Below are 19,098 nucleotides of genomic sequence, written 5' to 3' on the forward strand. Positions count from 1 at the left end.
CCGTCATTTTTACGACGAGATCTCCAAAGTGTATCAATTCGTTTCGATGACGCGACCCTTCTCATGGAGAGCCATGACCGCAACTTTTAAGCTGTTTGGCAAGATGTCGTGTAAATCCACCGGAAACACCCGATTCAGTGTTCCACAAAGACCGAATATTTTCAGTTCCGCCCGTGCCGGAACGCCCGCACGGGACTGGTTGCAGGACCACATATCCATCTGACTAAGAACCACCCCAACCATGCACTGGAATAGTTGATTGAAAATAATTAAACGCAGACAAGCATGATCTGTAAAATTTAAGGATATCTCCAAAGGGCGACGCGGCGCCTGCTCCCCAATTCTAAGCTTGCTCGCTCGAAACGCTTCCAACGGCATTGCAATTCTTGCACGAGAAACCACCGGATCGGCGACAACGCGGCCGATGGGACCCATGTCTTCATTCAGGCTGGGCAGGGGCGGGAACCGGTCGCTTTCCAAAGGACACCGGTCGTGACACTCACACCCCATGAGCAGCTTGAACACACTGATCGGGACGGTCGCCCTCCGACGTCCATCAACAATCACCGACTACGGTGTCACGCTGCTGCTGGTGGGCGCCATGACGTTCATTCGGTTCCTGGCTCCAGCCTATGTCGCCCCGTTCCTCCTGTACATTCCGGTCCTCCTGGTCGTGAGCTTGGCTTTCGGCTGGCGCGCAGGAGCGTTGGCACTGTTCTTATCGACCCTGATTGCGACGTGGTTCTACACGCGGGATGGAGTCCTCGGAGGCGTGGATGTCGCCCTGCTGGGGCAATACCTCCTGGTCGGCGCGACCATGGTGTGGATCTGCCATGCCCTGCGCCGGTCCGTGGCGCAGAACGAAGCCACGCTAGAGCGGCTCAACACTGCGAACCACGTTCTCGTCGACAGAGAGGCGGCGTTGACCAGCGCCAATGCCGCCGCAGAAGCCGCCAAGGAGGCGGCCGAGCTGGCCAACACGGCGAAGAGCGATTTCCTGGCGAACATGAGCCATGAACTCCGCACCCCTCTGTCCGCCATCATCGGCTACAGCGAGATGATGGGAGAGGAGATCTCCGATGGCTGCGCGGCGTCGGACCTCGTGGCGGATATCGGCAAGGTCGAGCGCAACGCCCGTCACCTGCTTGGGCTCATCAACGACGTGCTGGACCTCTCCAAGGTCGAAAGCGGCAAGATGGAGGTCTACGCCGAGGATTTCTCGGTGGGGGACATGCTGCGCGACGTTGCGGGTTCGGTCGCGACGCTGGTCAACAAGAAGGGCAACGCCCTGGAGACGAAGCTCGCGCCTGGGCTGGGCCGAATGCATTCCGACCTGACCAAGACCCGGCAGGTGCTCTTCAACTTTCTGAGCAACGCGGCCAAGTTCACGGAAAGCGGGACCATCACCCTGGCGGCCTCCCGCATGACCGACGCCTCGGGGGTCGACCGGCTTTCGTTCTCGGTCTCGGATTCCGGGATCGGGATGACGGCCGAACAGGTGTCGCGCCTGTTTCGGCGTTTCGAGCAGGCCGATGCGTCCACGACGCGCAACTTCGGGGGGACCGGGCTTGGCCTCTCGCTGACCCGTGCCTTCGCCGACATGCTCGCGGGAACCATCACGGTGTCCAGCGTCCCCGGCCGGGGCAGCACCTTTACCTTCACCGTGCCGGCAACGTTCGTTCCTCCGGTCGACGCGCAAGCCTTGCCCGATCCGGACGTCATCGCCGCCGATGTGGCGGAAGGCGATGTCATCCTCGTCATCGACGACGATAGCGACCAGCTCGCCCTCACCACGCGGTTCCTGCATCGCGAGGGATTTAAGGTCCAGACGGCCACGAACGGCAGGAGCGGGCTCGAGATCACCCGACGGTTGCGGCCACGGGCCATCCTGTTGGACGTGATGATGCCGGGCGTGGACGGTTGGTCGGTGTTGAGCCAGATCAAGGCGGACGAAATGCTGGCGCAGATCCCGGTCGTGATGGTGACGTCCGTCGACCAGCGCAATCTCGCGGCCTCCCTCGGCGCTTCGGACTACATGCTGAAGCCGGTCGACTGGACGCGGTTCGGCAAGATCGTGAACCAGTTCAGGCTGGCGGAGCCGGACCGGCGCGGCACCGTGCTCCTGGTCGAGGACGAGGCCGTCACGCGCCTGGCGATGCGCGCCAGCTTGGAGGACGAAGGCTGGTCGGTCTTGGAGGCCTCGAATGGTAAGGAGGGCCTGCAGCAGGCGACGGAGACCAGGCCGGACGTCGTGATCGTCGACCTGAACATGCCGATCATGGACGGCTTCGGCTTCCTGCAAGGCGTTCGCGCCATTCCCGGCTGCTCGGATATCCCGGTGATCGTCCTGACAGGGCGAGAATTCTCGGCGGACGACCGGAGCAAGCTTCGCGGCGCGAGTCAGATCCTCAATCGCGGCGACTTCGCCTCGGCAAGTTTGGCCGAAAGGCTGATCGGTCTCAGAACCTGAGAAGGGTTGGAGCCGGCTCTGCGTCCGCTCTGGAGCTTCGGTTCTGCGAGCCGGAACCGCGGGGTTAGAATGGCGGCGGCCATAGGCCGCCGGAAAGCGAGATCCGGGACGGTGCCGGGCGCGGGTGGGCGGTCACCCAAGGAGGCGTGCGGCTGGAGGTGGTTGAAGGCGCTCTCCCGGATCCCGATGAGGATCTGCGCCGCCTTCAGCGGTTAGACGATCTCTTGGCGGAGGCACTCGTCTCTGGGCTTGCCATCGAAGCTCGCACAGTCGGCGGCCTCCCGTGGCGAGCCTGGGCCAATGCTTAGCTCAGGCATACCAGCGCCGACGCTGATGCTCGGACTGAGCGTGGCTCCTGCGACTGCGTTCGGAGAGGGCCGTGAGGTTCTTCGTGGCGGTGTACGCCGTGTCCTGATTCGGTGCCCGGCGGCCAGGACGAGGCGGGGGGCAGAACCTGCCCGAGGATATCGTCCGCGCCGATTGTGAGGCTGATGAAGCGCCCTGCCCCACCGGGATCGAGGACGCGCTGTCGCATTTGACAGTGGCAGACTGCCGGAGGCTGGACGACTTAAAATTGCTTTGTTTTCCTCATTCGAGGGCTAGCGTCACTTAAACCAGAAATTGCAGGACTGAATCACGCTACGGCGGACCTGACATTTTTGTATAGTGCCTGTATTTCACTATCTTGTATTGATCAATGTTATTGGTTTTATCTTGACGTATCCGGCCGCTCGGATGTCGTCGTATAAAGGTCTCGTTAGGAAATCCGTGAAAACATAACATCGATCAATAACCGTTGTGCATGACGGGTGCCTTCTCATGCGTTTTGAATACAATTTCCAGGCGTGGATTGGGCGTGCTTTGCGTGCTCAGGCAGGAAGCGCTGCTGTTGAATTCGCCCTGGTCGTCCCCGCCCTCTTGGCGCTCTTTGCGGGTATCGTGGCATTCGGGATCTATCTCGGGGCCTCGCACAACCTGAAGCATATCGCGTCGGAGGCGGCCCGGGCTTCGATCGCCGGCGTGAGCGATCAGGAGCGCGCCGCTCTCGCCCGGCAGAGAGTGGCGGCGGCCCTGACGGAGGGGGCCATGTTCAAGCCCGGCACCGTGATGGTGACGGTTGGCCCGAACGCCCAGGATGCTTCCCTCTTCACCGTGACCCTGACGTTCGATGCGAAGTCGCTCGGGTTCTCGGGACTCTCCGGCTTGATCCCACTCCCGCCAGACCTCATCCAGAGCACGGTCAGCGTGCGCCGGGGCGGCCTGTGATCGGCCGTTTCGCGCCCGACGCGCGTGGGGCTGTCGCGGTCTTCACCGCGCTGGCCTTCACCACACTCCTCGCGGCGACGGCCGTTGGGGTGGATTACGGCTTCATGGTCGTCGCCCGGCGCAAGGCGCAAGGGGCGGTCGACCTCGCCGCCACCCTGGCGGCCTCCGATCCGCAGCGGGCCGACCTGCTGGCGCGCCAATCGCTCGCCGACAATGGCTTCGGGGCCGCTGCGGTGATCACGGTCCAGCCGGGTGTGTATGTGGGCGATGCCAAGGTTCCAGTGGCGGATCGCTTCGTCGCCAACGCCGCCTCGCACAGTGCCGTCCGGGTCGATCTTCGGACGCAGACGCCGACCTTCTTCGCTCCGGCTCTCGGCTTCAAGCGCGACGTGCAGATCGATGTGCGTGGGACCGCCGCCTCGGCGCGGTTCGCCTCCTTCAGCATCGGCTCCGGACTGCTTCGTCTGGATGCCGGGGTGCTCAACGGCGTTCTCGGCGCGTTGCTGGGGAAGCCGCTCAACCTGTCTGTCGGGGATTACGAGGCGCTGGCGGCGGCCCAGGTCGACGGCTTCCGCGTGCTCGATACCCTCCAGCCCGGCCTCAATCTCAAAGTCGACAACTACAACGACGTCGTCACCGCGAATGCGACGCTGGGACAGGTGCTCTCGGCGCTCCAGTCGGTCGCGGCCACGACCGCAGGCAACGCTGCGGCAGCAGCCGCCCTCGGGCAGTTGAACAACGTCGTTCGAGGTGCCGGCGGATCCGTCCGCCTCGGGCGAATCATCGATCTCGGAGATGCCGCGAACCTTGCGCCGAGTACAGGGGTCAAGGGTCCATCGATCGGCCTGATGGATACCCTGTCGGCCGCCATCCTGGTGGCGAACGGCGATCGCCAGGTCTCCGCGGATCTCGGCGCGAGCATACCGGGCTTGCTGCGGACCCAGGTCACGCTGGGGATCGGCGAGAAGCGCCAGAGCTCCGGCTACGTCCAGCCCGGCAGTTCGAAGGCCACGGTGCAGACGGCGCAGACCCGCCTCCTCATCGAGGCCAGCCTGGCCCTGCCGCTCAATCTCGGCCTCCTCCAACTGCCTCTCTACGTGCAGGTCGCCAAGGCGCAGGGGCGGCTGCGCTCGGTGACCTGCCCCTGGTCGGACCGGCAGAGCCGACAGGTCGTCCTGGAAGCCCAGACCGGCGTCGCAGACCTCGCGGTGGCCGACATTCCCAAGGCGCTCCTCGACCCCAATGCGCGCGTGCCCGACCTCAATCAGCCGGCGACGCTCCTGCGGGTCGCTCCCGCCCTGACGGTGACCGGCCAGAGCCGCGTCACGGTCGGAAACGCCTACACGCAGCTCGTAACGTTCAGTGACGACGACATCACCCGCCACACCGTCCGGACAGTGTCCTCAGGCGGGTCCTTCCAATCCCTCACCGGCCGTCTGATCAACGATCTCGACCTTCAGGTGAACGGTCTCGGCGTCCTGGCGCCCGGGGTGATCAAGAGCACGGTCGCCACGGGTCTCGCGGCGGTGACGCCCGCGCTGGACAAGGTCTTGGACAACACGCTCCGGGTCCTCGGCATCCGCCTGGGCTACGCCGACCTCACCGTGGAAGGCACACGCTGCGACCAGGCCGTGCTCGTCCAGTGAGTGTCCCGCTCGTCTTGGGATGTCAAAACCTGACGCAAAAGATCATGGATCATGACCTGTTGGAGACATACAGAGGCTCGGCGGATCTTCGTGATCGTTCGCTCGAATTCAGTGCGGAGATTTTTGCGGCCGAAATTCGGGGGGCTGTGCGCGCCAGCGATAGCCTTGGTGCTATCGAGCGTCCCAGGGGACTTGCTGAAGCCGCGGCATCGTTCTTCGCGTCTGAAAGAGCGGGCGACTCGTGGACCTCATCCTGCCCCCACGGGTGATCCACCCACTCGTCCGCGTCCGGACCGGTGTTCGCAACGGTCGGATCGCCGCCACCGACGCTTGCCCCATTCGGCGTCGCACCGGTCCAGGGATGTCCGATGGTGAGGAAGCTGATCCTATCGATCAGGGGGCAAGCGCAGCGTTCGACGCCACGATAACGATGGTCGAGGCGGAGGACGCGTTTGCGGACAGGCCTGTTCGGCTCCCTTCCTCGATGAGAGAACGTTGCCGAACCTGCGGATCATCCGATGCCGGACGGTCAGAACGCCAGCTTCATTCCCGCGATGATGGTACGGGGCGCTCCGGCGAACACTGACCCCGTGGTTCCTGCGAGGACGCTCGCACCGTTCTGCAGGCCCGTGGTCGCGCTGATGGAATTCGCGAGGTTCTGCGCCGAAGCGACGTAGACGGTATCGAAGACGTTGCGCACCTCGGCATAGGCGGTGAAGCGCTTGGCATAGCCGCTCGTGAGCTCCGTGGCGTAATGGATGTTGGCGTTGACGATCGTATAGCCCGGCGCCCTGAGCTGGTTGGCGTTGTCGATGAAGAAGTCGTCCTGGAACACGGTCTCGACGAACGCTCCGAGGCCGGCGAGCGGTCCGGCCGGGACATCGTATCCGATGCGGGCGAGCAATTGGTTGGCCGGGACACCGGGGATCGTTTTGCCGGAGCGGTCGAATTGGCGGCTGAGAGATCCGGCGCTCAGCCGTTCGACGTAGCGCGTGTAGATCTGGTCGTCGAACGTGTAGGCGGCGACCGCGCGCCACCCGGGTGCGAACGCCCAATCGGCCGCCACTTCGATGCCGCGATGCTCGGAGGCCGGCGCGTTGAAGGTGTAGCTCATCAGGCCGGCGCCGGGAGATTGCGACACGAGCTCGTTCCGGAAGAACTCGTAGAAGCCGGTCACGCTGAGGCGCAGGGTCTCGCTCGGGCTCCAGTCGACGCCAAGGTCGAAGCCGAGGTTTTCCTGCGTGCGAAGTTGGATGTTGTTGCCGGGGAGGCCGGCTGCGGTGATGAAGAGATTGCTCGCGGCCGGGGTCGTGTAGCCGGTCGCGACCCGGCCCCGAACCGCCCATTCCGGGGTCGGCCGATAGACCAGGGCGAGTTCGGGCGCGACGTTGAGGAAGCTGCGGTTGGCATCGGCGACGGTCGTGGTCACGCCTGAGGCCGAATAGGCGTAGGCGACGTTGCGTCCCGTGATCGCGGTGTTCTCCGCGCTGACGCCGACGACGCCGGTCCATTGTTCGGAGAGCGCCACCTCGGTACGGGCCCGCCCGCCGAGGTTGGATTGGACGGCCTCTTGGTTCCCAATGAGTGCACCGAGCAGCGGACCACCGCCGGGCGCGCGATTGAAGGTCGTGATGTGGTTGTCGATGGTGTTGTAGGCCAGCGCCACGTAGCCCACCGCGGGCAGCCCGAACAGATCGTAGCGCCGGGTCAGGTCTGTGAGGAAGTTCCAGGATGGATAGGAGCCGCGCGAGGAGGTCGTATAGAAGGGCTGGTTGAAGTTGCGCTCGTCGAAGCCGAGCTGGGTGCGCCAAGTCGTCTGCGCGTCGATGTCGTGCTCCCAGCGCAGGGCGACGATGGTGCGCCGGTCGTCGCGCCCGAACCCTGCCTCATCGGCGGTGACGCCCACCGTCCGCCCGAAGGCTCCATTCACGAAGAGGTTCGTCAGGGTACACCCCGGCGCCGCCAGCGCCGCCGTGCCGCAACCGCGCTGGTAGGGATTGATCTGATACTGGTTCAGGGAGGACCGGGCCGGCAGATTCGCATTGAGCGTGTTGTTGATCACCTTCAGGGTGAAGCGGTTGTCCGGCGTCGGCGTGTAATTGGCCAGCAGGTTGACCGTCTGCGTGTCGTAGGAACCGTGATCCTGATAGCCGTTGGCACGGACATCGCTCGCGAACAGGCTGATCTCGACGGGGCCGCTGACGCCGCCGACCGTGAAGTAATTGCTGAGGTAGCCGAAGCTGCCCGCATCGGTGCCGATCTCGAAGCCGTCGATCTCGCGGCCCGTCCGGGTGCGGAAGGCGAGCGCGCCGCCGGTGGCGTAGTTGCCGAAGAGCGCTGATTGCGGACCGCGGAACACGTCGATGCGGCCGTAGGCGCGCGGATCGACGAGGTCGAAGCGTGAGGCGCCGTCCGGCTGGGTCAGGATGAAGCCGTCCTCCAGCACGACCGTATTCTTGATCACGCCGGTGGAGCGGGCATTGTTGCCCCGGATGGAGATCACCACGTCGCGCCCGCCATTGCCCTGGCGCACGGTCACGCCGGGGCTGTTGGCCAGAACCGACCCGATGCTGGTGGCCGGACGGTTCTCGATGATGCCGTCTCGCCCGAGGCTGGTGACGACCTCGCCGACGGGGCGGTCGATGGGTGTCGGTGCGGCGGCGGCGGCGGGCGAGAGGGCAGTCCGACCCCGCCCCTGTCCGGCGCCACCGCCCTGGCCCTCGACGGAGAGCTCTTCCAGGGTCACGGCCTGACCGGCGGTCTGGGCCTGCGCCATCGCGATCGCGAGCGGGCTTGCGCCGAGAAGGATCGCCAGGGCGCGCATGGGCCGGCGGGCGCTTGGGTACGGGAACATGGGGAAAGCTCGACGGATCGGGGAGGACGCTGCGCAGGCACGCTGCGGTGAGGAAGGGTGGTTCGGCGATCAGACGAGGTGAGGCGGAGCCCGGGGCTGCCCCAGGCAACGGGACGGAGGCCGTGTGCGCGTGGGAGGGGGGATCGGCCACGATACCGGATGCCAGTGCACGCTCCGTATGGCGGCCGGGCCCGATGGCAGCGTGGGGAGGGCGACCCCTGCACAGCACAACTGGCACAGGGCGCAGCCCGGGTGTGCCGGGGCGGGCACCCCCACGTTCGAACGGACCTCCTCGCCCCCATCGACCGCAGGGCCGCAGAGAATGGGATTGCGCAGCGGATCGGACATCGCCGCGAGCATGCGCAGGGCCGCCGCCGGCGCGAGCACCTGTGTCCAGAGCGCGAGCGCGATCAGGACGACGCCGAGGATGCCGCGGCGGCCGATCAGCACGGGAAGGATGGGGTGCACGGGAACGCCGCCCGTTTCGGCTGCCTCAGGTCCTCGCCTGGGTTCGCAGCGCCTGCAAGCCGAGGTCGAGCAGCAGCATGCCGAGGATGACGAGCCCGGTCAGGGGGAACAGGGCCCCGAGGACGAGGACGATCAGGGTCACGCCGGCCGCGACACGCCGGTCGCGTGGCCACGGTGGTACGCCGAGGCGACCGGCGGGGCGCCGCTTCCACCACATCGTCGCGGCGGTCACGGCGAGCAGGATGGTCGCCAGGCAGAAGGCCAGCATCGCGAACTGATTGGCTCGACCCCAGTGCTCGCCCTTGTGGAGGCCGATGCCGTACTGGATGGCGCGGGCGACCCCGCCAAGGTCCGCGAACCGGACGTCGACCAGCGGCGTGCCGGTGTACTGGTCGAGGGAGATCATCCGCTGCCCCGTCACGTCCTTCGGGTAGGCGGCCGCGGCGTAGACGCCGGTCTCCCCCGACGGCAGGGAGACCTCGAAGCCGCGCGGCATCCCGAGGGCTCGCAGGATGTCGACGGCGCGCGCGAGCCCGATGGTGGGGGTGGCGGCCGGCTGCGAGGTCGGAAGCGGAGCGTCCTCCATGGCCCATCCGGTGGTGGTGAGCATCTCCCGCATGGGCACGGTCGAGATGGGCTTGTTGGCCCAGAGGGCGCTGGGCTGCCCGACGCCGGCCGCGTTGGACCAGCTGCGCAGGTGCTGGCCCCACCAGGCAGACCAGGGCAGCCCGGTCAGGGCGAGGAAGAAGATTCCGGCCCCGGCGACCAGACCGGTGACGGCGTGCAGGTCGCGCCACCAAACGCGCCTGCGGGGCGTGCCGCGGAGACGCACGACCCCGCCGCCCTGCTGGCGCGGCCACCAGAGATAGAGGCCCGTCAGAACCAGGATGATCGTGAACCCGGCCACGACCTCGATGAGTCCGTTGGCCACCGGTCCGAAGTAGGCGAGGCTGTGCAGGCCTCGCACCACCATCATGAACTCGTCGTCCCGGGCGACCCGGTCCAGCACCGAGCCGTCGTATGGGTTGAGGTAGACCAGGATCCTGCGGGATCCCTCGGCCATCGTCACGACCGCGGAGGCGGACGGATCGGCGGGCTCGGTCAACGAGACCGGTACGGCGGTCGGCACGGCCTCGGAGGCGTTGAACAGCAGGACGTCCACACCCACGGGCGGGCTCGCCTGCACGGCGACCCTTGTCCGGTACGCGAACAGGGTCGCGTTGACCTCGTCCTTGAACAGGTAGAGCGAGCCGGTGACCGAGAGCAGGATCAGGACGGGCAGGCAGAGCAGGCCGGCGTAGAAGTGCCAGCGCCAGACGGCGCGATAGACGGCATCCTGCATCGGGCGGGCAGAAACGACGGCGCGGAAGGCCGTCGCGTCACCCTGGAGGGACTGAGACATGGTTGGGGGTCCGGCACGGAGCGATCTGGGACAAACGGATCGATCAGGCGGTCGGCGGACCTCGGGGACTGACGGATGGATCGGGCGGCGCCCGTGCGGTTCCCGGGTCTCCGGTCCGCCAGGCGCGGAGCACCGCATCGCCGGGCGACCAGCGCACGGCAACGAAGGCGAGAACCAGAACGGGCACCATGACGGCTTGCACCAGGGTGCAGCACGAATGCCGACAGGGCAGTGCCGCGTCCGCCGGAGCGTCCGTTCCGGCGTGTTCGGCACAGATGATGGTGTTGAAGCTCAGCTGGGGCACGGGCGCCATGGAGCCCAGCAACGCCTGCAGGCAAAGCGCGTAGAGGACGGTCAGGGCGATGACCGCACGGCAGAATCCCCAATCTGGCCGCCAAGCACGCATGACAGCCGCGTAAGCTGTGGTTCCACGCTTCGTCAACATGGCAAAGTCATCTCACAGACTTTCACCCGGCATGTGACCTAGAACCGCCCCGCCAGGGTCAGGCGCACCGCCGTCGGCTCGACGGGGTGGAAGTGCCGGTCCGCGACGCCATCCGCCGCCTCGCCGGGCAAACGGGAGGTGTAGAAGTAGGTGATCTGGTCGGCCTGGGCGTTGGTCAGGTTCAACACGTCGAGGGACAGGCTGATTCCGTTGTCGAAGTTGTAGCCGACCCGCCCGTTGACCAGCGCCGTCGGGCGCGAGCGCACCGAATTGTCCTCGATCAGCGGCCGCGGCCCGAAGTAGCGCAGGCGCATCGCTCCGAACCAGCCCGGCCCCTCGCCGAAGGTGAACCCGGCCGAGGCGATGGTGGTGGGCGCCTCCGGGACCCGGTTGCCGACGGGGTCGCGGTCCGCGAAGCGGGCATTCGTCACCGTCAGGTCCCCCTCCAGGGAGAGCCAGGGCGTCACCGCGTAGCGGTTGGTCCATTCGACGCCGAAGCGGCGGGTGGGACGGCTCGGCTCGGTGGTGCCGCTGTCGCCCTGGAACAGGTTCTCGGAGGCGAAGTCGAGCTGGAACAGCGTCACCGCCGTCTCCAGCCCGGCGAGGCTGCGGTTGCGCAGGCCGATCTCCGAGCCCGTCGAAGGCACGAGGAAGGGCGAGCGGCTGATGTTGAAGAGCGGGCTCGCCGGATCCACCGTGGCGGTGACGCCGCGGGCATCGTTCGAGTGGAAGCCGCCCCCGTAATTCACGAACACCTCGGTGTCGAACCAGGGTCCCAGCACGAGGCCGAGCTTCGGGTTGACGATCCCGTCCCGGGCCGTGCCGGAATTGGCCGGCGTGTCCGAGCGGACATCGGCGGAGAACCCGTCGGCGCGCACGCCGACACTGGTGCGCAGCCAGTCGGTCCAGCGCATCCGGCTCTCGACGTAGAGGGCCGCGCTCGCCTCCAGCACCCGGTCATCGAGCACGGTCGAGCGGGTTTGCCGCGCCGTGGTGTTGAACAGGCCGACCCGGATGGCGTCGGTGCGGGTCTGGAGGCCGATCTCGTTCTCCACGGCCAAGCCGAACAGGGTGCCCTCGACGGTGTGGCTGACCTCGCCGCCGCCGAGCACCCGGCTGTCGCGCTGGCGGAACTGGTCGCCGTTCACCGGATCGTTGAGGAAGTAGGTGAAGTCGTTGAACAGGTTCATGCCGTAGCGGATGACATAGCCGCTCGCCCGGGTGATGCCGGCGTCGGTCGTCCGGCTCCAGCGGCCCGAGAGGGAGAAGCGGCCGGTGTCGCCACCGTCCGTGGGATTCAGGGAGCCGAAGCGGCCGATGATCCCCTCCGCCACGGCGCGCTCCGGGATCTGGTTGGTGGCGTTCCACTTGGCCCAGTAGGCCATGCCCGTTAGCGCGAAGCCGTCGAGGGCCGTGCCCTGGCTGTAGCGGACGACGGCGTTCAGCTTGGCGAGGCGGTCGGGCACGTCCCAGGGGCCGTCATAGGTCTGGGCCTCGCCGGCCACGAGCAGGTGGCCTTCGCCGAGGGGCGCGGAGGCGATGCTGAGGGCGCGCTTGTAGCCGAAGCTGCCGAGCGACGTCAGCGCGAGGTTGCGCGCGACCGTGTCGAGATAGTCGATCCGCACCGAGCCGGCAGAGGCGAAGTCGCCGTCGCGGACGAAGTAGGGTCCCTTGTGGAATTCGACCGCGCCGACGAGTTCCGGGATCAGGAAATTCAGGTCGGCATAGCCCTGGCCGTGGGCGTGGGTGCGCATGTTCACCGGCATGCCGTCCACGTGAAGCGCGATGTCGGTGCCGTGGTCGAGGTTGAACCCGCGCAGGAAGAACTGGTTGGCCTTCCCCTCCCCGGAATGCTGGGTGACGATGAGGCCGGGCACGCTCTCGAGCGCCTCGCCGGGCCGGGTGATCGGCCGGCTGTTGAGTGCCGCCCCCGAGATCACGCCGGCGCTCGCCGCATCGACGCTGCGGAGGCCGCCGCCGATGCCGGTGACGCCGCCGACGAATCCCGCATGGGCGGCTGGCCCGCGGCCACCGCTGGCCGGGGCCTCGGCGGTCACGGACAATTCGGCGAGGTCCGCCTGCGCAGTCTCGGCGAACGCGTCCGGAATACCGGCGCCGTAGGGCAGGAAACCGGCGCAGGCGCCGAGGAGCCAGGATCGGGCGGTGGGCCGTGAACGGGGAAACGATCGAGAACGGGAGGACGACATGGGACCTCGGGCGACGTCTGTGGCACGTCACCGCGAACGAGGCCGGCCCGGATGCCGCACGGCATCCGCCCCGACACCCACCAGGACACCCCGCCCGATGCGTTTCGCGTGTGACCACGACTGACGGCAGGTCTCCTGGCTCGCGGGTCACCGCCCTCTCATCGTCTTCCCAGATGTCGAGACACCCAGTGACGTGCTGATGAGGAACTCGCCGCTTACAGTTGCGGGGGCAGCCGCGGCGTTGGAACAAAATTCCTCACCGCGTTCCCTTTTGATCCTCCGGGGAGGAACCGTCCGACGCCAGGAAGCCCGACACGCGGTGACGGCGTCAATGGCCGCGCGGGGTTTTCGGGCCGGTGTGCCCGGCAGGCGACAGGCGTCGGGCGTCAGGGTCGGTCATCCGGTTTCCGCGCCGGCGCGCGCCGGTGGCCCGTGCCGGCCAGGACCGCGCCACCGGCCGCGAGGCCGAGGAGGATCCATTTCAGGGGAAGGCGCTCCGCGCCCTCGCTGCGCTGGGGCGCGGTCACCATGTGGCCCGGCGGAAGCTCCACGCCGGGCTTGCCGTAGGCCTGCGCGTCGGCGATCTGCTCGGCCGACACGGCCCATTCGGCGCCCATCTGCCGGTCATGCGCCATCACCGCGAGGCCGACCGCGAGGCCGACGGCCGCCGCCGCGAAGATCCTCACCGGCGTCCGCATCTCCCCCGCTCCCGTCTTCCCCGCTTTCCAGCGGCCGATCCGGCCCGAGGGTTAGGCGATCGACCCGCCCTCCGCCAGGGACCGGGGCCGGAGAGGAAGGTCCCGATTGTCCACATTGCGGCCTGGAACGGTTTTAACCCGGTCTTCATCGGCTCTGCAAAAAACGCATGGGACCCCTAACGGCATGACTGGCCTGCGTTTTCGCGCGATTGAGCGCGCGCTGTGCATCGCGATATCGCTGGGGCGAGACTGCTCCGCTTCGCGGCCGATCGTCGGCCATGCGAGCCCTGCCCCCCAGGACCCCGTCATGGATCATCCGGTCGCGACCCCGAAGCGCTCCTCCGCGGCTGGCGGCTGGGGGGCCCTGAAAAGTTGCGGCAAGCACCTGCTGGGAAGCCGGGCGCCCCTGTCGGGTGCGCGCGCCATGCTGAAGGCCAACCAGCCCGACGGCTTCGACTGTCCCGGCTGCGCCTGGGGCGATCCGGCGCACGGGTCCTCGTTCGAGTTCTGCGAGAACGGCGTGAAGGCGGTGTCCTGGGAGGCCACCGACAAGCGCACGCCGCCGAAGTTCTTCGCCAAGCACACCGTGAGCGCGCTGCGCGGCTGGACCGACTACGCCCTGGAGGGCGAGGGCCGCCTGACGCATCCGATGCGCTACGACGCGGCCAGCGACCGCTACGTCGCCACGACGTGGGACGCCGCCTTCGCGGAAATCGGCGCCACCCTGCGCGGGCTCGACCACCCGGACCAGGCCGAGTTCTACACCTCGGGCCGCGCTTCGAACGAAGCCGCCTACGTCTACCAGCTCTTCGCCCGGCACTACGGCACCAACAACTTCCCCGACTGCTCCAACATGTGCCACGAGGCCAGCGGCATCGCCCTCCAGGCGGCCATCGGCGTCGGCAAGGGCACCGTGCTGCTGGAGGATTTCGAGAAAGCCGACGCGATCTTCGTCGTCGGGCAGAACCCCGGCACCAACCATCCGCGCATGCTCGGCGACCTGCGGCGGGCGGCCCAGCGCGGCGCGAAGGTCGTGGTGTTCAATCCCGTGCGCGAGCGCGGGCTGGAGCGCTTCGCCGACCCGCAGAACACCGTGGAGATGCTGCGCGGCGCCAGCGCGCCGGTGGCGAGCCACTACTACCAGCCACGCCTCGGCGGCGACATGGCGGCGTTCCGGGGCATCGCCAAGGCGGTGTTCGCGGCCGACGATGCGGCCCTGGCCGTCGGTCAGCCGTCGCTGCTCGACCGGACCTTCCTGCGCAACCACACCGCGGACTACGAGGCCTACCGGGCCGCCGTGGACGCCACCCCCTGGGAATCCATCGAGGACCAGTCCGGCCTGGCCCGGGCCGACCTCGAGGTCGCGGCCGAGGTCTATCTCGCCGCCGACAAGGTGATCTGCACCTGGGCCATGGGCGTGACCCAGCACCGCCACTCGGTGGCCACCGTCCGGGAACTCGCCAACGTGATGCTGCTGCGCGGCCATGTCGGTCGCCCCGGCACCGGCCTGTGCCCGGTGCGCGGCCATTCGAACGTGCAGGGCGACCGCACCGTCGGCATCAACGAAAAGCCGCCGGCCGCCCTCCTCGACGCTCTGGAGCGGGAATTCGGCTTCACCGCCCCGCGCGCGCACGGCCACAACGTGCTCGCCGCCATCCGGGCCATGCTCGACGGCTCGTCGAAGGCCTTCATCGGCCTCGGGGGCAACTTCGCCCGCGCCACGCCGGACACCACCCTTGTGGCCAAGGCCCTGGCCTCCTGCGAACTCACCGTCCACATCGCGACGAAGCTCAACCACTCGCACCTCGTGCCGGGCCGCGTCGCCTACCTGCTGCCCTGCCTCGGCCGCACCGAGATCGACCGGAACGCGAAGGGCAAGACCCAGATCGTGACGGTCGAGGATTCCATGAGCATGGTCCACGGCTCGGGCGGCATCAACAAGCCGGCCTCGGCCGAGCTGCGCTCCGAGATCGGCATCATCGCCGGCATGGCGGCGGCGACGGTCGGCTCCGCGCGGGTCGACTGGGCGGCCCTCGCCGACGATTACGACCGCATCCGCGACCTGATTGAGCGTACGATCCCGGGCTTCACCGGCTACAATCTGCGCGTCCGGCGCCCGCGCGGCTTCATGCTGAAGAACCTCGCCGCCGAGCGCAGCTTCGAGACGCCGACCGGCCGGGCCAACTTCTCCACCGATCCCCTGCCCGAGGCGACGGAGCACCAGCGGGCGAAGCGCGCGAGCGACACCTTCGTGCTCCAGACCTTCCGCAGCCACGACCAGTACAACACCACGATCTACGGCCTCGACGACCGCTACCGCGGCGTCTACGGCGAGCGCCGCGTGGTCTTCGCACACCCGGACGACCTGGCCGAGATCCGGGCCCGAACGGGCGACCGGGTCGACATCGTCGGCACCCATGACGACGGCGTGACCCGGGTGGCCGAGGACTTCCGCCTCGTGCCCTTCGACATGCCGCGCGGATCGCTCGCCGGCTACTACCCGGAGCTCAACGTCCTCGTGCCGCTCTCCACCTTCGGCGAGGGCAGCGACACGCCGACCTCGAAGTCGGTGCTGGTGCGCCTGCGCGCGCCGGCCGCCGCATGAGCGAACCGCCGGCCGACGCGGAGACCTTCCTGGCGGCCACCGACGCGGTGGTCGCCCTCCAGCCCGGACTCTCGACCCTGGAGGCCGGCATTCTCGCCGCCCTCCACCTCGACCTCGCCCGCGACAGCCGCAGCTTCGCCCGCGTCTTCGACCTGGAGCACGCCCTGGTGCTGCGCGCCGTCGAGACGCTGGCGAGCGAGGCGGGGCTCCTCGCCCTGACCGACCGGAACGCGCGGACCCAGCGCACGCGCTACGTTGCCAGCCCGGCGGGGGATGCGGTGCTGGCGCAGCTGCATGGTTAGGTTGTTCGAGGGTCAGCGGACCGAGGGGGCGATCACCTCGGTGCAGTCACGGGTTTCCGTCCGGATACCCGTCTCGATGAACGGCGAGCGAAGAAGCTGCGCCTTCTCCTCATCGAGCAGAATCGCACGCGGATAGGTGATATAGCCCTGCATCATCAAGGCCTCGGCACGACACTGGGCAGTTTGGCAGGCTGGTGACCGGTCCGGATGCATCAATCCGATCGTGTGCAGAAACTCATGCCCGATACCGCCGATCCAGCGGCACCTTCCCGCAATTTCAGCTCCATTCGCCCTGTCGCAGGCAGGAACAATACGCTCGCCAGATAAGCCGCGAAGGTCGTTGGCCGAGACAACGGCGACGCCACTGCCACCAGCGCCGGATTGTCCGCAGGCATGGTCAGCATCGACGTAGACCAAAAAGCGTGAGGCGGGATCGTTGAATCGGACAACGCCCATACGCAAGAGTTCATCCACCGTATTGCGATAGAATGCGCTGTAGCCGGTGTGTCGTTGGGTGGAGCGAAACCAAGCTGCGTTCTTCTCGGACCGGACGATGCGCACCGCCGGATCTGCAAGGCGAAAGGTCGGGCCCCTGAGCGCATCGCTTAGCCAAGCTTGAAAATGCCTGACTCCGAACTCGGCAGCACGCCGGTAACTCTCGGACTCCTGACGGTCGGCTGGCAGCAGATAGATGACCTGCACGCTCGGCGCCGCGCTCACGGCGCCGCCCGAGAGGGCGGCGCCAATGAGGCCGAACACAACGAAGGCCACCTGAAATCCACGCATCGTCATGGCTCCGAGCGTGGCAGCCATTTCTTACGAAGTATCTCCACTCAACCCTAAACTGTGATTCTTGCCCGTTCAGCGCTTGATCGCCACCGGCCCGTTCATGCCGGGCCAGTCCGAGTAGCCGTTGGCGCCGCCGCCGTACCAGTATTGTTTCGGGGCCTCGGCGAGCGGCGCGCCGGCCTCCAGGCGCTGCACGAGGTCCGGGTTGGCGATGTAGGGGCGGCCGAAGCTGAACAGGTCGGCGCGGCCGTCCGCGAGGTCCTTCTCGGCCAGTTCCAGGGTGTACTGGTTGTTGCCGATATAGGCGCCCTGGAAGCGCTCGCGGATCTGGCCAAAGTTTACCGAGTCCGGCACGTCGCGGGTCTGCTGCGTCACGCCTTCGATGGTGTGGACGTAGAGCAGGCCGAAGCCGTTCAGGGCTTCCACGTAGGCGCCGAAGGTCGCCTTCGGGTCGCTGTCGAGGGGGGTCTTGCCGGGCTCGGTGGTGGCGGGCGACAGGCGGATGCCGACCCGGTGGCCCCCGCCCCAGACCTCGGTCACGGCCTTCACCACGGCCAGCGGGAAGCGCAGGCGGTTCTCGATCGAGCCGCCGTACTGGTCGGTGCGGTGGTTGGTGGAATCGCGCACGAACTGCTCGAGCAGGTAGTTGTTGGCCGAGTGGATCTCGACGCCGTCGAAGCCGGCGCGCTTGGCATTCTCGGCGGCCCGGCGGTAATCCGCGACGATACCCGGGATCTCGTCCGTCTCCAGCGCCCGCGGCGTCACGTGCGGCTGCATGCCGGATTCCGTGAAGGCCGTGCCCTCGGGCTTGAGCGCCGAGGGGGCCACCGGCAGCTGTCCGCCCGGCTGCACGTCGGGATGCGAGATCCGGCCCGTGTGCCAGAGCTGGAGGAAGATCAGGCCCCCATTGGCGTGCACGCCGGCGGTGACGGGCTTCCAGGCCTCGACCTGCGCGTCGCTCCAGATCCCCGGCGTGTAGGCGTAGCCCACCGCCTGGGGCGAGATGTTGGTGGCCTCGCTGATGATGAGGCCGGCATTGGCGCGCTGGGCGTAGTAATCCACCGCGAAGTCCGGCGGGACGCCCTCGGTGGAGGAGCGGCTGCGGGTGAGCGGCGCCATCACGACGCGGTTCTTCAGGGTGAGGTCGCCCAGGGTGAAGGGCTGAAGGATCGGGCTCATGCGGTCGGCTGTGTCCTGGATGGGGCCGGGCGCGCAGGCGCGCCGGGCTTCAGGCGGGACAAGCAGCGGCGCCGGAGGGTGTTCCCGCGCAGGAGCGGGACGCAATCCTGCCCCGCTGCGTTGATCAATCCGACGCGATGCGCTCAGCGCTCCACCCTCCCGCCATTGGCGGCTACGAGCGCAAGCATCGTCTGGCCGAGAACGTGTTGGCGGACGTCGAGGTTGGTGATGTCGACGTTGTACAGATCCGGGGTTCGACGCCCAAGCAGGCCCGTACCGCCGCGATCGAACAGGCGCCGGGGCGGAAGGGGCGTATGCAGGCCCAGGCGAACCCAGCACCCATTCCTCCTCGGAACGATCCGCGCGGTCGCCACGTCCGTCCAGCGAAGGATCTGTCCCGAACGCCGATCGGTGACGCCATCGGAATCGAGAATCAGGGTCAGTCCGCCACGGGTAAGATCCTCCATCCCGAAGAGGGCCTTCGGCATGAAGCAAAGCAACAGGAACGCCAGGGCGCACAGGACCAGCACCGATCCGCCGGGATCGGCCGCGACCGTCAAGGCGTGCCAGAGCAGCATCACGAACAACGCCAGGGTGGGCATCATGAAGCACCACGCGATGGCCGTGATCGCGACCTGCGCGAACGTGCGGGCCCCGGCTGTCAGCGGAAGCGATACCGGAATCGGCGGGATGTTGTAGGTCCGCGAGAAGGTGATCTCACCCGGGATCTCGATGTTCAACGAAGTCCGCCCGTCGTTGGCCGCGCC

The 19,098-nt window shown here is 67.5% G+C and carries 14 protein-coding genes and 1 riboswitch; of the genes, 5 read left to right on the forward strand and 9 right to left on the reverse strand.

The window, feature by feature from the left end; genetic code table 11:
• Positions 1-33 precede the first annotated feature (33 nt).
• The gene (locus AC6EUL_RS01240; protein ID WP_499868378.1) at positions 34-525 is read right to left on the reverse strand and encodes a hypothetical protein; all 492 of its coding nucleotides are present in this window, start codon (positions 523-525) and stop codon (positions 34-36) included.
• Between AC6EUL_RS01240 and AC6EUL_RS01245 the strand changes: the two genes are divergently transcribed.
• The 3 genes from AC6EUL_RS01245 to AC6EUL_RS01255 all read left to right on the forward strand — a co-directional run bounded on the left by AC6EUL_RS01245 (position 518) and on the right by AC6EUL_RS01255 (position 5,382).
• Positions 518-2,470, forward strand: coding sequence for an ATP-binding response regulator (locus AC6EUL_RS01245; protein ID WP_499868380.1), 1,953 nt, complete (start codon positions 518-520; stop codon positions 2,468-2,470). The genes AC6EUL_RS01240 and AC6EUL_RS01245 overlap by 8 nt on opposite strands.
• Before the next feature lie 819 nt (positions 2,471-3,289).
• Complete coding sequence (locus tag AC6EUL_RS01250) at positions 3,290-3,736, forward strand: TadE/TadG family type IV pilus assembly protein (RefSeq protein ID WP_056273508.1); 447 nt, start codon at positions 3,290-3,292, stop codon at positions 3,734-3,736.
• Positions 3,733-5,382, forward strand: a complete 1,650-nt coding sequence (locus tag AC6EUL_RS01255) for a TadG family pilus assembly protein (protein ID WP_499868382.1) — start codon at positions 3,733-3,735, stop codon at positions 5,380-5,382. Before AC6EUL_RS01250 ends, AC6EUL_RS01255 begins: the two co-directional genes overlap by 4 nt.
• 529 nt (positions 5,383-5,911) lie before the next feature.
• On the opposite strand, the gene AC6EUL_RS01260 is transcribed toward AC6EUL_RS01255, so the two are convergent.
• From AC6EUL_RS01260 to AC6EUL_RS01280, 5 genes are all read right to left on the reverse strand, one after another.
• On the reverse strand, positions 5,912-8,236 hold the full coding sequence (locus AC6EUL_RS01260) for a TonB-dependent receptor family protein (protein ID WP_499868384.1): 2,325 nt from the start codon (positions 8,234-8,236) through the stop codon (positions 5,912-5,914).
• A gap of 493 nt (positions 8,237-8,729) precedes the next feature.
• The gene (locus AC6EUL_RS01265) at positions 8,730-10,106 is read right to left on the reverse strand and encodes a PepSY-associated TM helix domain-containing protein (RefSeq protein WP_499868386.1); all 1,377 of its coding nucleotides are present in this window, start codon (positions 10,104-10,106) and stop codon (positions 8,730-8,732) included.
• 43 nt (positions 10,107-10,149) lie between these two features.
• Positions 10,150-10,551: a hypothetical protein gene (locus AC6EUL_RS01270; RefSeq protein WP_156389577.1), complete on the reverse strand. Its 402-nt coding sequence runs from the start codon at positions 10,549-10,551 to the stop codon at positions 10,150-10,152.
• Positions 10,552-10,589: 38 nt separating this feature from the next.
• The gene (locus AC6EUL_RS01275; RefSeq protein ID WP_499868389.1) at positions 10,590-12,758 is read right to left on the reverse strand and encodes a TonB-dependent receptor; all 2,169 of its coding nucleotides are present in this window, start codon (positions 12,756-12,758) and stop codon (positions 10,590-10,592) included.
• A 108-nt stretch (positions 12,759-12,866) separates the two neighbouring features.
• Positions 12,867-13,068, reverse strand: a riboswitch (cobalamin riboswitch).
• A gap of 76 nt (positions 13,069-13,144) precedes the next feature.
• Complete coding sequence (locus AC6EUL_RS01280; protein ID WP_056273520.1) at positions 13,145-13,456, reverse strand: hypothetical protein; 312 nt, start codon at positions 13,454-13,456, stop codon at positions 13,145-13,147.
• A gap of 307 nt (positions 13,457-13,763) precedes the next feature.
• Here AC6EUL_RS01280 and AC6EUL_RS01285 point away from each other — a divergent pair, with 307 nt between their 5' ends.
• On the forward strand, positions 13,764-16,061 hold the full coding sequence (locus tag AC6EUL_RS01285; protein WP_499868390.1) for an FdhF/YdeP family oxidoreductase: 2,298 nt from the start codon (positions 13,764-13,766) through the stop codon (positions 16,059-16,061).
• The gene (locus AC6EUL_RS01290; protein ID WP_056211561.1) at positions 16,058-16,363 is read left to right on the forward strand and encodes a hypothetical protein; all 306 of its coding nucleotides are present in this window, start codon (positions 16,058-16,060) and stop codon (positions 16,361-16,363) included. The genes AC6EUL_RS01285 and AC6EUL_RS01290 overlap by 4 nt, the downstream gene beginning before the upstream one ends.
• A 12-nt stretch (positions 16,364-16,375) precedes the next feature.
• On the opposite strand, the gene AC6EUL_RS01295 is transcribed toward AC6EUL_RS01290, so the two are convergent.
• The 3 genes from AC6EUL_RS01295 to AC6EUL_RS01305 form a co-directional block, all read right to left on the reverse strand.
• Entirely contained in the window at positions 16,376-17,176 is an 801-nt protein-coding gene (locus tag AC6EUL_RS01295; RefSeq protein WP_499868391.1) for a hypothetical protein, read from the reverse strand.
• Positions 17,177-17,224: 48 nt separating this feature from the next.
• Positions 17,225-18,331, reverse strand: a complete 1,107-nt coding sequence (locus AC6EUL_RS01300) for an alkene reductase (RefSeq protein ID WP_499868393.1) — start codon at positions 18,329-18,331, stop codon at positions 17,225-17,227.
• A gap of 143 nt (positions 18,332-18,474) precedes the next feature.
• Entirely contained in the window at positions 18,475-19,071 is a 597-nt protein-coding gene (locus tag AC6EUL_RS01305; RefSeq protein ID WP_499868395.1) for a hypothetical protein, read from the reverse strand.
• Between the last annotated feature and the right edge of the window lie 27 nt (positions 19,072-19,098).

It is taken from the genome of Methylobacterium sp. 001424705, from assembly GCF_059816145.1.

What these genes read in the sequence shown, in the direction of transcription:
- AC6EUL_RS01250 (WP_056273508.1), top strand. Translation starts at nt 3,290, where the DNA reads ATGCGTTTTGAATACAATTTCCAGGCGTGGATTGGGCGTGCTTTGCGT.
- AC6EUL_RS01260 (WP_499868384.1), bottom strand. Translation starts at nt 8,236, where the DNA reads ATGTTCCCGTACCCAAGCGCCCGCCGGCCCATGCGCGCCCTGGCGATC.
- AC6EUL_RS01265 (WP_499868386.1), bottom strand. Translation starts at nt 10,106, where the DNA reads ATGTCTCAGTCCCTCCAGGGTGACGCGACGGCCTTCCGCGCCGTCGTT.
- AC6EUL_RS01270 (WP_156389577.1), bottom strand. Translation starts at nt 10,551, where the DNA reads ATGTTGACGAAGCGTGGAACCACAGCTTACGCGGCTGTCATGCGTGCT.
- AC6EUL_RS01275 (WP_499868389.1), bottom strand. Translation starts at nt 12,758, where the DNA reads ATGTCGTCCTCCCGTTCTCGATCGTTTCCCCGTTCACGGCCCACCGCC.
- AC6EUL_RS01280 (WP_056273520.1), bottom strand. Translation starts at nt 13,456, where the DNA reads ATGCGGACGCCGGTGAGGATCTTCGCGGCGGCGGCCGTCGGCCTCGCG.
- AC6EUL_RS01285 (WP_499868390.1), top strand. Translation starts at nt 13,764, where the DNA reads ATGGATCATCCGGTCGCGACCCCGAAGCGCTCCTCCGCGGCTGGCGGC.
- AC6EUL_RS01290 (WP_056211561.1), top strand. Translation starts at nt 16,058, where the DNA reads ATGAGCGAACCGCCGGCCGACGCGGAGACCTTCCTGGCGGCCACCGAC.
- AC6EUL_RS01295 (WP_499868391.1), bottom strand. Translation starts at nt 17,176, where the DNA reads ATGGCTGCCACGCTCGGAGCCATGACGATGCGTGGATTTCAGGTGGCC.
- AC6EUL_RS01300 (WP_499868393.1), bottom strand. Translation starts at nt 18,331, where the DNA reads ATGAGCCCGATCCTTCAGCCCTTCACCCTGGGCGACCTCACCCTGAAG.